At 38.6% G+C, this 14240-nt stretch carries 8 protein-coding genes; 4 read left to right on the top strand and 4 right to left on the bottom strand.

All coding sequences use genetic code 11. From position 1 onward, the window contains the following. Positions 1 to 14: 14 nt before the first annotated feature. Positions 15 to 545 carry a DedA family protein gene (locus GYX25_RS00975; RefSeq protein WP_091347388.1) on the top strand — a complete coding sequence of 177 codons (531 nt, stop codon included), beginning with the start codon at positions 15 to 17 and terminating at the stop codon, positions 543 to 545. Here the strand turns inward: GYX25_RS00975 and mscM are convergent. The 3 genes from mscM to GYX25_RS00990 all read right to left on the bottom strand — a co-directional run bounded on the left by mscM (position 542) and on the right by GYX25_RS00990 (position 5532). Further along, positions 542 to 3160: a miniconductance mechanosensitive channel MscM gene (gene mscM, locus GYX25_RS00980; RefSeq protein ID WP_091347386.1), complete on the bottom strand. Its 2619-nt coding sequence runs from the start codon at positions 3158 to 3160 to the stop codon at positions 542 to 544. The genes GYX25_RS00975 and mscM overlap by 4 nt on opposite strands. A 4-nt stretch (positions 3161 to 3164) precedes the next feature. After that, positions 3165 to 4013, bottom strand: coding sequence for an archaetidylserine decarboxylase (gene asd / locus GYX25_RS00985; protein ID WP_091347383.1), 849 nt, complete (start codon positions 4011 to 4013; stop codon positions 3165 to 3167). 106 nt (positions 4014 to 4119) lie between these two features. Next, positions 4120 to 5532, bottom strand: a complete 1413-nt coding sequence (locus GYX25_RS00990; protein ID WP_174786473.1) for a sodium:proton antiporter — start codon at positions 5530 to 5532, stop codon at positions 4120 to 4122. 346 nt (positions 5533 to 5878) lie between these two features. On the opposite strand from GYX25_RS00990, the gene GYX25_RS00995 reads away from it, so the two are divergent. From GYX25_RS00995 to dld, 3 genes are all read left to right on the top strand, one after another. Next, entirely contained in the window at positions 5879 to 7477 is a 1599-nt protein-coding gene (locus tag GYX25_RS00995) for a hypothetical protein (protein ID WP_174786474.1), read from the top strand. 1130 nt (positions 7478 to 8607) lie between these two features. Beyond that, a complete protein-coding gene (gene rlmF, locus GYX25_RS01000; RefSeq protein WP_174786475.1) occupies positions 8608 to 9582 on the top strand; it encodes a 23S rRNA (adenine(1618)-N(6))-methyltransferase RlmF in 975 nt (324 codons plus the stop codon). A gap of 182 nt (positions 9583 to 9764) precedes the next feature. Next, the gene (gene dld, locus GYX25_RS01005) at positions 9765 to 11462 is read left to right on the top strand and encodes a D-lactate dehydrogenase (RefSeq protein ID WP_174786476.1); all 1698 of its coding nucleotides are present in this window, start codon (positions 9765 to 9767) and stop codon (positions 11460 to 11462) included. Positions 11463 to 11570: 108 nt separating this feature from the next. Here the strand turns inward: dld and mutS are convergent, their stop codons facing one another. Further along, the gene (mutS, locus tag GYX25_RS01010; RefSeq protein ID WP_174786477.1) at positions 11571 to 14129 is read right to left on the bottom strand and encodes a DNA mismatch repair protein MutS; all 2559 of its coding nucleotides are present in this window, start codon (positions 14127 to 14129) and stop codon (positions 11571 to 11573) included. Between the last annotated feature and the right edge of the window lie 111 nt (positions 14130 to 14240).

A 14240-nucleotide genomic window follows, 5' to 3' on the forward strand; every position in this document is an offset into this window, starting at 1 on the left:
TACAAACTAAACTTATGTCGTTACATGAAATCACATTGACAATTATGCAATTTATAGAGCATCATCAAGTTTGGACTCTGCCGATTATATTTCTATTATCGTTTGGTGAATCTTTGGCTGTCATATCGCTTTTTGTTCCTGCAACGGCTATTTTGTTAGGGGTAGGAGCTCTAGTTGGCAGTGGTACAATATCGTTTGTACCAGTATTTATTTCTGCGTCTATTGGGGCTGTTTTTGGGGATTTGCTATCTTATTGGTTAGGTAAACACTATCATCAACAAGTGATTGCTTCATGGCCGCTAAATAAACACCCTAAGTTGGTTTATCGAGCCGAGCGATTCTTTGATAATTATGGAACATTAGGAGTGTTTATTGGGCGATTTTTTGGACCATTACGCGCAATAGTGCCATTGATAGCAGGTACAATGCACATGCCCGCCATCAAATTTAATGTAGCCAATATTGCTTCTGCACCTATTTGGGCGTTTGCACTGCTTGCACCCGGTGCTTTTGGCGTGCCATGGTTAGAAACACTATTTGGTTAAAGGGTACCAACGGTATAACTACGGCGCCCACTTTTGCGACCTAAAGCCTCTAAATTAGTTTGTAATGGCGGGAATGGTAGTGTTAAATTATGACAACGATAAGCATCAAGTATCAATTGATGAATTGTACTACGCAGTTGCATTCTGTGTCCCATCTCAGCAGCAAAAACACGTAATTCAAACAACTGAATCCCTTCTTGAATATCAACTAAATACACTTGAGGCTCAGGATCTTTAAGTACATATTCACATTCATCCGAAGCCTGTAGTAAAAGCTTAATTACCAATTCGCTATCGGCATCAATTGTTGCGGGTATAGTTAACACAATACGTGTTATTGAATCCGACAAAGACCAGTTTACTAATTGTTCAGTAATAAAAGCCTTATTTGGCATCACGATTTCTTTACGATCCCAATCAACAATAGTAATTGCTCGAGTATTAATCTTGGTGATATTGCCTGTCAAATCACGAATTGTCACGGTATCGCCAATTCGCACCGGTTTTTCAAATAAAATAATTAAACCTGAAATAAAATTAGCAAAAATTTCTTGCAAACCGAAACCTAACCCTACACCCAGTGCGGCAATTAACCATTGAATTTTTGACCAGTCAATACCAATAAACGAAAACGCAATCATACAACCTATCATCAAAATAATATATTTTGAAACCGTCGAAATCGCATAACCTGTTCCTGGGGTCAAATCTAAATGCTGTAAAATGCCTAACTCCAACAAAGCAGGTAAATTTTTGACGAGTTGCACGGTAATTGTCATCACTAAAATGGCAATACATACTGCACCAAGAGTAATGTATTGTTCTATTTCGGTGCCATTAACAATAGCGCTGGTTCCCCACAACTTAATGTTATTCATGAAAGCAAAAGCTGAATGTAGCTCAGACCATAGTAAAATCATACTAATGAGTGCAATCATCATAATAATCGATCTGACAAGATGTAAGGATTGGGCACTAATGGCATCTAAATCGATAACTGGTTCATCGACACTGTCGTTAAGCGAATTAATATCTTCTTCCTGTGATTTTGCCCGCTGCATACGTTCTAAACGGCGTTGCTTGGTGCGTTCAAATTCAATACGGCGCTTTTGGATCCACATCCAACGCCGAATCATAAAATAAATAACTAACAGCGCAAACCAGATAATAACCGATGCTTCAAGGCGACCTAATAACACTTGTGCCGTTGATAAATAGCCCAAACAAGCAGCAATAATGGCGAGCCATGGTGCACTTAATAAGATAAACCACAAAATATGACTTAATAAATTATCGCCCGAACCTTTTTTATCAATATAAAGAGGCACTCCAGCGCGATGAATGGCGTTAGTCATAAATACTAAAGCAAAACAGAGAAAAATAAACGCTGTACGACCAATTGTGGCGGCAAATTGGCGATTATTATACTCGTCAAAGCTCATCACTATCATCACTAATGGAATCACAAGCCAAATCGAAAGCTGATAATATTTCATTGCTGAGCGCACGCTACGTTCAGACCAACCAAAATGACTAATAAACAGCCCATTAGATGATGCAAAATGCGCTGAAATAATAAACACCCACAAAATAGGCGCCGCCGCATTTACACCATAACCTAATGCATAGGCAACAGGATAATCCCAATTAATTTGCAACGCATAACCAAACACTGCCCACAAAATTGGCACCGGTAACGCCATAATTAATGAACAGATCACTACTTTTAGGGTTAAAGAATAACTATCTTGCGTAACTTTACCCACGCGGTTAGCGGATTTAGTTAAAAAGGTATTATATTTGGTGCGCATTTTAAAATGCGTAAACACAAATAGTAACGACAAAATGATTAAAAATAGCGGTTTGGGCGCGCTAAGTACTTCAATACTCGCATTATAAAGTTGCGAAAGGGTATCGATTGAAAAAATTACATAAATAACATCTTTAGCTAAATCAAGTGGATAACTCAATGAGATAGGATTCACATCTGCTACCCAAAAGAAATACCTATGTGCGGCGTCATTCACTTCATCAATGGCATTTGTTAACTGCTTATTGGCAATTTTTAATTTAGTAAGTTCTAAAATAGTGGTATCACTACCGGATATAAGAGTCTTAAGTAACTCAGTCTGCTCACGAAGCAAACGACGATATTGTGTAGCTTCTTTAAGAGTATTAAGTGGACTGGTTAAAATAGGGTAATCATCTAAAGAAATTAAAATATTATTATAATTAAGTTGTTGGGCTTTTTCTTCAGCAATTTCGGCATCAAGAGCTTGTGATTTAGGCTTTTCGGGTAAGCGCAATAACTGTTGGCGCAGAGTCTCGCCCAGAGCGGTTGAAAAACTTAACCACTCACCTTGCTCATCAAGTGTTGCCAGCGTATTTTGCACGTGTGAAATCTGTGTGGTGATATTGTTTTGCTCATTAACAATACTGGTTAAATGATTCTTTTGTAACTCCATATTTTGCCGGAGTTCATCATTCTTATCGCTCAACTGATGAACGATTTGCGACAGATCATCTTCATTATTAATGATTGGTGTAGATTCTTCGGCGAAAGTCATTGAAGAAAACAACACAGCAACAAAGCAAAAAACACCACGCATCCACATAAAGCTATATCCTATCGGCTAATTTTTGACCCATGCGAGCAATATTACCCACTTTAAGGTGACTATCAAACTCAATTGCATTTGACGCAAATAAAGTAATTACGGTCGAACCTAATTTAAAGCACCCCATATCTTGCCCTTTAGTTAATTTTATCTCATTGTCATAAGTCCAGCGTTTCATGATACCTTCACGTGGAGGGGTGATAATGCCTTCCCATGGTACTTCAATGCTACCAACAATGGTTGCACCAACTAAAATTTGTGCCATTGGCCCCAATTCTGTTTCAAATAAGCAAATCACCCGCTCATTACGCGCAAAAATATTCGGAATGCTTTCAGTTGTTGCTTTATTGACTGAAAATAGCGAACCTGGAACATAAATCATCTCACGCAAAATACCATCGCAAGGCATATGAAAACGGTGATAATTTTTAGGTGATAAGTAAGTTGTGGCATATAAACCATTTTTAAAAAACTTGATCATATCAGGATGACAAGCAAGTAGTGATTCTAAAGAATAAAAATGCCCTTTAGCCTGTAATAACTGAGTATCTTGAATAGTACCAAACTGACTAATCACCCCATCAGCTGGCATCACAACTACACTATCGCCAGCATCTACAGGCCGTGCATCCTCGTTTAATTCACGAGAAAAAAAATCATTAAAGGTTTTAAACGCTTTAACATCGTTAATTTTTGCTTCGCTCAAATCCACTTTATACAGTTTACAAAAGCCCATAATCATCCATGTAGTCACTTTTCCCAACTGCTTTTTTGCCAGCCATCCAAATATGACTGTTAATAGCTGTTTAGGAAGAAGATACTGAATAATTGCTTTTAACTGATTTAACATATATAACTCTCAAAATTACGGTAGAAACGTTGCATTATACCAAGTTTTATATACAAAGTGTAAAACTCATAAAATCAATAATATGTAATATTTATAACTAAATAAATTAAAAAAACACAAAAAATACCAAATCATCAATAATAAATACCGGAATTAAAATACATATTGACCATTTCATATAGCCAAAAAAGCTTGGCATATTGATTTTGTTTTGAGTAGCAATACTTTTGACCATAAAATTAGGAGCATTGCCGATATAGCTAAGTGCACCCATAAAAACTGAACCCATTGATATAGCAAGCAAGGTCTTTTCTAACGCGGTCATCAAAGTATTGGCATCGCCCGAAGCTAGATTGAAAAACACCAAATAAGTTGGCGCATTATCTAAAAAACCCGACAACAATCCAGATAACCAAAAATACATGCTATTAATGGGATCGCCTTGAACTGTGGTAACTAGTGATAGCAAAGGTGCTAAAGCGCCATCGTTACCAGAACGCAAAATGGCTAGCACGGGCACAATGGTGATAAAAATTCCCATAAACAGCTTGGCTACTTCGATAATTGGTTCCCAATTAAATTCGTTACCTGCGCGTACTTGTTTTGGCGTGATTAATATTGAAATGAGGGTAATTATAATAAACATAATATCACGAATTAAATTGGGTAAAGTAATATGCGAACCCAAAATCTCAACGGCAACCGATGAGCGCCAAATGCCTGACATCAGTACACAAGTGATAATTACTAGCAATAAAAGAAAGTTGCTTACACCATAAACCTTAATAGTGCTAGCTTTGGGAGTCGAAGCTAGCGCAAGTGAATTGTCATATTGGATGCGAAAGTAGTGGCAATCAATCTTATAATAAATTGCTAATAACAAAATTGAACTAAGCAAAACTGGCAACAGCATATGCTTAACCGTCCACCCAAAATTAACACCTTTTAAAAAACCAATAAATAAAGGTGGATCACCTAGTGGAGTTAGTCCACCACCAATATTCGCCACTAAAAAGATAAAAAAGACAATTGTATGTACGGCGTAATTTCGATCACGATTAGCTCTAATTATCGGTCGAATCATTAACATAGCAGCGCCAGTTGTACCCATGATTGACGCTAACAAAGTTCCTATTGCCAACAAACCAACGTTTAGCTTAGGCGTACTAAGCACATCGCTCTTAATTAAAATCCCCCCCGAAACAGTAAACAGTGCCAGCAGTAATAAAATAAAAGGGATGTATTCCGCTATTATTGCATGAACGGTAAGATGAATTGTTGTTTGCAAACCAAACAAGCATAAGGCAAACAGCAAAAAAAGCATCGTCCAGCACATTGTTATTTTACCATAATGATGATGCCATAATCGCGGCAAAAATAATGGCAATAACGCAATAGAAAGCAAAATCCCCACAAAAGGGATCCCCCAACAAATTGATAAATCATCACCGCTAAAATCGACAGCAAAAAGATCAAAAGGTACTAATGTTAAAATGATAAAGGAATAGAGGGTTTTCATTAAGGTTGGTATTTTGATTTTAAAGTGACGCAAATTATAACAAAGTGTTTGAAGTTTATCGAATTCTAAGATCCTTAGTAAGGATTGGGAATAATATTGTCACGGAATTTAATAATATAAAATCCCCCCCAAAATTATTCCCCAAAAAGCCCCCAACGCAGGTTGACTTAATCTTTAACAAAACTTTACAAATTTTTAACGGAAAAACTAGCGCATTATTAATCAAGCGACTATAATTTAGGAGCTTTCAAAGCAAGGGAAAGCTCGTTAGTTGAGCAGTTAGTTATAAAAAGTGTAAATAAAACAAAAATTTACTTGACAGGATGATCGAAATGCGTTACCATTTATGGCACATGGCACATGGCACATGGCCTGCCAAACCTACGCCCTAAATCTTTTTCAATTTCACCGTAGTCTAAATCAGACACAGTTCTTATTTTTATCACCTAAGTTATTGAGCTCATCGCGCTTGGAGAGGTCGTCGGGGTTAAGTTTTTTACTTAGCTTACTTAACTTTTCTAATTTCTTTATCTTACTTAAGTTACCTAGTTTATTTAGGTTATCTAAATTACCAAGCTTACTAAGATTATTTAGATTACCTAGATTGTCGTTGTTCTTCGCGTTGTTATTGTTGTCATATGCAGAGTGTTCTGTGGCATTAACGGCTTATACATCAAAATATATCGTGGGTAGTGCCCCGTATTTAACGTTTGATGGTGGCCAAACAAGGGCCACATCAACGGATAGTTTGTTGGCTATTAAGTTGCAGGATGGCCAAGTCATCACGCCGTCTACTAATACGTCAAGTGTATCAAATCCAATAACATTACCTTATGTAGGGAATACTCTGGGTCATATAGATATGATAGTCCCATCATCGGTTAGTTCAGTGAGTTTAAGTGATTTAATCACTAGATATAATTATTGGCGTGATGATGACGGGGATGGACAGGGTACAAATGGCGTTACCGCATCGGGGAATATATCGGTATCATTTACGGATAATAATGGTAATACAGTAAGTCGTAGTGATGCATTAGATAAATGTAAGGCTCCTTATAGGGTAACCTTAAGAAGTACAGGGGGATATTTACAAACACGGTACGGGGTTCCTAATAGGACTGATTTTAGCGGTCAGACGGTGACATATTATATCAATCCGTATGACAGTAGTTCTGGTGTTTGTTACTTTGTGAGTCACGCAAGGCCGATTACTTCTTATGGCTCAGGAGATTCCGCCGGCCCAGCTAACATATGGGATTTTCATAAGGGTTTTTTAACTCAGTCTAATGATTCATCCTCTTACGACCAAAATTTTCCTACAACGGGTGCTGATGGGTTGTATTTTGAGTTAGAGATGCCAGAAGGAGTAGATGGACGTCGGTTTACGTGGTCTCCTGTTACTCGTGGTGGAATAACAGCTACAGTCGATAGTTGGGGTAAGGTAACATTAAGCGGTCCTAGGGCTGATGATACTCAGATAAATTCAAATAATCCTAGTCCGCTTACTCCGTTGTCTTTGCCACAGACCTTTGAATTGGTGGGTAGGGATAGTGCAGGTAATGAGATGAGGTATGGATTTGTGTTAAAGCAGTGGTTTGTCAATCGGGGTGATAAACGGGATACACAGTCTAACCAAATATCTTGGTGTAGAAGTTTGGGTTATCGTTTGGCACGGGTTAAGGATTTAACCAATTCAAACTATGGCAATTTAGGCGCCACGCCTAGTTCATCTGTTAATCGTTACATGCGTCACATAGGTGCTGGTTTTTTCGCGGAGTGGGGCCGCATGTCCAGCTACTATGATACGGGCTTATTCGGCGGCACCTACTGGACAAGCGACGTATCAGGTAGCCATGCCTTCACTGTCAACTCGTTCTACGGCAATGTCGACCGCTACAATCTCAGCAGTCTCAGCATTTACACTGTTTGCATCGCACCTTAGCTTTTATATCTTAGTCCTTAATCCTTAGGTCGCGCGGGGGCGGTTATGGTGCAGATAGAGGACAATCTAACAAAGAATAAAGCTCCCGCATAAGTTGGGGCATTTCCCTTAGGGTTGCGCTGTGGCGGCGAAGCCACAATCGGCGCCCCCACCACCCACACTAAAAGCGTGGTTGGCGTGGGGGCAGGGGGAAATAAATAAGAATAACCAAGCAGTTGGTGGTCAGGATAAGTGTTTGTTGTGTACTTTAATACAGTGGTGTTAATTCAACTGATGGCATCTATTAAATGCTAGGCATAATATGCCTACCAGTAAAATGAGCACTACTGGCACAGCACTTATTCATCATCCAAGCTTTTTACCTGAAATTGTCACGCAAGCTTGCTGATAAAAGTAATAAAGTAAGGGGATACGGCTAAATCAGCGACATACGCATCTTAGGTTGCAACTTCCCGACTGGAGTGCGAATGGTTTTTGATTTTAGTTATATCAAAAAACACCAACTGACTTGGCCCTCAAAACAAAGTTAAAAAAAACACACGGTAATCTATAAAAATAACATAGTAAAAATCGGTCAGGAAAGGTATTGATTTTATTGAAGTTTTTATTTTGCTGTTTTTAAGCTAAATCAATCACTTACACAACCTAAGCAAAGCGTCAGCATACAACAAATCAACAAAACCACGAATAAAGCACTTTAATAACAGCCATTTAATTACCAAAAAAAACGGTCAGAAAAGGCACTGATTTTATTAAAGTTTTTCGGTTGTTTTTTAACAAAAACCGCCTTATAAAAACACAATAACCCTTCTCAAAAACGATGGTTATGTTGTTTGTCCTATTCCGGCATCAGGCAGCCGAAGGCCAAATTCTGCAGCCAAGCGCAGGATTGCAAAGGGAATTCACTTTATTTCCCTGACTCGGACGTGGTCGCTGTAGCTATTTTATTCATCAAAAGTCAAAACGTCCGAACCCCCTGCACCTAATCCATAATCATATCCACCAAAATAAAAAAACTTTATTTTACCCCCACCATGACAATTCTGATCAACTTATAGGTTCAGTTTTCGTATATTGCAGTTAAGCCGTTATAATAGCGATTATTTGATTTTGAATAAAATAGGACAACCGTGCAAACCTCATTAAAAAAGCCCCAATTACATTGCCGAAACAAACATCGAAACGGTTATGATTTTGCAAAACTCATCAATAGACTTCCAGAATTGTCTCAATATGTAAAGCCGAATCCATATGGCAATGTATCGATCGATTTTGCCGATCCGCTGGCGGTTAAAATGTTAAATAAAGCGTTGTTATTTAATGATTACCAAATGAATTATTGGGATATTCCAGATGGTTACTTATGTCCGCCCATTCCCGGTCGAGCGGATTATATTCACTATTTAGCCGATTTATTGGCACAAGATAATCAAAATAGCATTCCGACAGGTAAGCAAATTCGCGTTTTAGATATTGGCGTTGGTGCCAATGTGATTTACCCCATTATTGGTTGTGCTGAATATGGTTGGTCGTTTGTGGGAAGCGATATCAATCCAGCGGCTATCAAGGTTACCTCGTTAATAATACAAGCCAATGCGTTACTAAAAAACACCGTGCAGTGTCGATTACAAAAAGATAGTCAAGCCATTTTTAAGCATATTATTAAGCCTAACGAATTTTATGCGTTAACGTTATGTAATCCACCTTTCCATGCTTCGGCACAAGATGCGTTGGCAAGTGCACAAACCAAATTGAAGAAGTTAGGTAAATTAACGCATTCAAACCCAAAAACCATACTTAATTTTGGTGGGCAACATGCTGAGTTATGGTGCAAAGGGGGCGAGGCCGCTTTTATTGCTAATATGATTCGCGAAAGTACTGAATATAAAACCCAATGCCTGTGGTTTACGTCATTAGTGTCGAAAAAAGAGAGTTTATCGTTAATAAACAAAAAGTTGAAACAAGCAAATGTCGTTCAAAGCCATATTATTCCCATGGCACAAGGGCAAAAAATTAGCAGATTTGTCGCGTGGACTTTTTTTGATCAACATGAGCGCCAACAAATTTTGTTAAAAAATGCCCAAAAGGCAGAGCAAGCACAATAAATTAGTCTACTTTTTTGTTATTCAAGTTGGGCAGATTTTGTTGTAAAAAGTAGCTTAAATACGTTTAGTTTATTCTAATAAAATACCGATAGCTTATTGTATTGCTTTTGGTTAAGATGGGTGGTTATTTAATAACCATTATTAACACAACCCAATCTTCAATATGCATAGGAAATACCGATATGAAAAGTAATCAAACAGCTCAACTCATTGAGCAGCTACAAGGTATTGTTGGACATAAATATACTTTAACGAACCTTAACCGTACGTTACCTTATCGTCAAGGTATTCGTTTTGGTGAGGGTGATGCATTGGCCGTTGTCTTACCCGGGACGTTAGTCGAGCAGTGGCAGGTATTAAAAGCGTGTGTTGAAGCGGACGTGATTGTTATCACACAATCAGCCAATACGGGCTTAACAGGGGGATCTACCCCAGATGGTAATGATTATGATCGTCCCATTGTGATTGTCAGTACTCGTCGATTAGATGGTATTAAGGTGATTGAAAATGGTGAGCAGGTTGTTTGTTTGCCGGGTAGTACATTATTTAGATTAGAAAAAGAGTTAAAAAAATATCATCGTGGACCTCATTCGGTCATTGGTTCATCTTGCATTGGCGCTTCTGTGATGGGCGGTGTATGTAATAATTCTGGTGGAGCACTTATTCAGCGTGGGCCTGCGTATACACAAATGGCAGTGTTTGCGCAATTAGACCAGCAAGGGCAGTTGCGCTTAGTGAATCATTTAGGGATTGAACTGGGGGATGATCCAGAAACGATTTTACAGAACCTACAAAATCATACCTATACCGATAAGGATATTAAACGTGATGCTGGTTTAGGGCATGATCATCATTATTGTGATCATGTTCGTGAAATTGATGCTGATACGCCTGCACGATTTAATGCTGATCCCGCTCGTCATTATGAAGCATCAGGTAGTGCAGGGCGCTTGATGGTTTTTGCGGTGCGTCTTGATACTTTTCCACTTGAGCAAAAATCGGCAGTATTTTATATCGGTACCAATGATATTAATGAACTAAATGGTATTCGTCGCCATATTTTAGGGCAGTTTAAAACGTTGCCTGTGTCGGGTGAATATATACATCGTGTGGCGTTTGATATTGCTGCGGTTTATGGAAAACCGACCTTTTTAGCTATTAAGAAGTTAGGTACCGATATGATGCCGCGCATGTTTGTTTTTAAAAATTGGGTTGATCGTGTTACGGCGAAAATTCCATTCTTCCCTAAAAACTTTTCGGATCGGTTTTCTATATTTGCTTGCAAATTTTTACCTAATCATTTACCAAAGTCGTTGCGTGATTATCGTGATCGTTATGAACATCATCTTATTTTAAAGATGGCAGATGATGGGATTGCTGAAGCTGAAGCTTTTTTGAAAGACTATTTTCAAAATAAAAATGGTAATTATTTTTTGTGTAATGAAAAAGAGGCCGAAGCGGCTATGTTACACCGTTTTGCAGCCGCTGGTGCCGCAACGTCTTACCGAAATGTACATAGCAAAACAGTAGAAAACATTGTTGCATTAGATATTGCACTAAGGCGTAATGATACCGATTGGTTTGAAACACTGCCAGAAAACATCGATCAAAACTTTATTTACAAAATGTATTATGGGCATTTTTTCTGTTATGTGTTTCATCAAGATTATATTGCTAAAAAAGGGGTAGATTGCGATAAAGTTAAGGAGGAGATTTTAGCATTGCTTGATCAGCGTGGTGCGCAATATCCAGCCGAGCACAATGTGGGGCATTTGTATCATGCCAATGAGGATTTGAAAAAATTCTATCAAGAGCTTGATCCTACAAACAGTCTTAATCCGGGCATAGGTAAAACATCTAAGAAGAAAAATTGGGCTTAATTTTTTAAATTCTAGATGCTATTAATAATTAAAACCAACCGCTAGAAATCACATCTAGCGGTTTTTTTTAGAATAATATCGCAATAGAACAATTAGTGGTTATTTAAATCACACCAACTTTTTTAATTGATATAAAATTTCTAAGGCTTGTTTTGGTGTTAACGCGTCAGGGTCGATCTGTTTTAACGCTTCTTCAACTTCTGAAGGTTCTGGTTCGTTTATAAAAGAGAGTTGTGATTTATCGATGCTGCTGTTAGCCGATTGTTTTGAGATAACTTCTAACTCTTTTAATTTTTGTTTAGCTCGTTTCAAAATCGTTTTAGGCACGCCAGCAAGCCCTGCCACGGCAATTCCGAAACTTTTGCTAGCGGCACCTTCAGAAACTTCGTGGATAAAAGCGACCGTGTTGTCATGTTCAATGGCATCAAAATGGACGTTATAAACGCCTTGCATATGCTCGGGGAGTTGCGTTAGTTCAAAGTAGTGGGTGGCAAATAGTGTCATTGATTGGATTTCATTGGCAAGATTTTCGGCACAGGCCCAAGCAAGCGAAAGCCCATCGTAAGTTGAGGTTCCTCGACCAATTTCATCCATTAATACTAGGCTCTGTTTTGTTGCATTGTGCATAATGTTGGCCGTTTCGGTCATTTCGACCATAAAAGTGGAACGACCAGACGCCAAATCATCAGAAGCACCAATGCGCGTAAAAATGCGATCAACAGGTCCAATTACTGCTTTTGATGCAGGGACAAAGCTACCAATGTAAGCAAGCAATACAATCAATGCGGCTTGGCGCATGTAGGTACTCTTTCCACCCATATTTGGACCTGTAATAATCAGCATTCGTCTTGTTGGTGAAAGGTGCAGCGAATTGCGAATAAACGGCGTTTGTAGCACTTGTTCAATGACAACATGACGTCCGTCTTGGATCTCAATACCTGCTTGTGTTGACAATGTTGGACGTTGATAATTGAGTGTTAATGCTCGCTCGGCAAGATTAGTTAAAACGTCAAGTTCCGCAATCGCTTCTGCGCTGGTTTGCATATCAGCTAAGTCGGGCATTAATAGATCAAACAGTTGTTCGTAAAGTTGTTTTTCAAGCGTTAATGCTCGACCTTTTGAAGTAAGTACTTTATCTTCGTACTCTTTCAGTTCTGGAATAATATAACGCTCTACATTTTTCAGTGTTTGACGTCTTGTATAATGAATCGGTGCAAGGTGGCTTTGTCCACGACTAATTTGGATGTAATAGCCGTGAACGGCATTAAATCCGACTTTTAATGTATCAATGCCGAGTGTTTCTCGCTCTCTTATTTCAAGTTGTTCAAGGTAATTGGTTGCGCCATCGGCCAGATTACGCAGTTCGTCTAATTCGCTATGATAACCTGTTGCAATCACGCCACCATCACGAATAATCGCCGGTGGCACTTCAACAATTGCGTTATTTAATAATGTTGCAATATGATCAAATTGATTAATGTTGGCACGTAAAGCCTGTAAATAAGGTGAATTAAATTGTCCTAATAAAAGATGTAACTGTGGCAACAAGTTATAAGCATCACGCAAACGCGCAAAATCCCGTGGGCGAGCCGTGTGTAGTGCCAATCTTGCTAAAACACGTTCAAGATCGCCCATTTGTTTTAATAACGGTAATGCGTCATCAATATGATGTTGTAATTCGGCAATGGCATCTTGGCGGTTTTGCAAAATCTTAATATCGCGAATGGGAGAATGCAGCCAGCGCTTAAGCATTCGACTGCCCATAGCGGTTTGCGTTTTATCTAGCACGTCAGCAACAGTATTAGATGTACCGCCCGATAAGTTTTCGGTTATTTCTAAGTTATGGCGTGTTGCGGCATCTAATACCACAAAGTCATATGCTGATTGTTTGATTATTGAACGTATATGGGGTAGTGCGGTGCGCTGGGTATCTTTAACATATTGCAATAAGCAACCGGCCGCACAAAGAGCATAATTGCACGCTTCTACACCAAATCCAACTAAATCGTTAGTGCCAAATTGCAAATTAAGCTGTTGTTTTGCCGTTTCAAGATCAAAGTCCCATTGTGGACGACGGCGCAGACCATGGCGATGTTCAATTAATGGCATGGATTGAAATTCTTCTGGATATAGCAATTCAACAGGATTGGTGCGTTGTAATTCAGCTTGCATTGCTTCGAAACTATCACATTCAAACACATAAAAGCGACCAGAACTAATATCAAGCGTGGCGTAACCATAATGATTTTTATGTTGCCAGATTGAAGCAAGTAAATTATCTTTGCGATCTTCTAACAATGATTCATCACTGACCGTGCCCGGCGTGACAATACGCACAACTTTGCGCTCAACAGGTCCTTTGCTCGTTGCCGGATCGCCAATTTGTTCACAAATAGCCACCGACTCACCTAGCGATATTAACTTGGCTAAATAACTTTCAACCGCATGGTACGGTACACCCGCCATAGGAATCGGTTCACCATTTGACGAGCCACGCTTTGTGAGCGAAATATCTAAAAGCTGCGAGGCACGCTTGGCATCATCATAAAACATCTCATAAAAATCACCCATGCGATAAAAAAGCAAAATATCAGGATTTTCAGCTTTAAGTTTTAAATACTGCTGCATCATTGGGGTGTGGTTGGTAAAATTGTCTTTATTAGTCATGATGGTATTTCTTTTTACATTTAAAATTCATATGGTTATGTTTTTGTTGTTACAGGTTATTTCAAAAAGTATCAAGTTTTATTATTAAATGCATTTGTAATTGTAATAAAT

The sequence above is a fragment of the Gilliamella sp. ESL0254 genome, from assembly GCF_013344985.1.
Taxonomy (GTDB): Bacteria; Pseudomonadota; Gammaproteobacteria; order Enterobacterales; family Orbaceae; genus Gilliamella; species Gilliamella bombicola.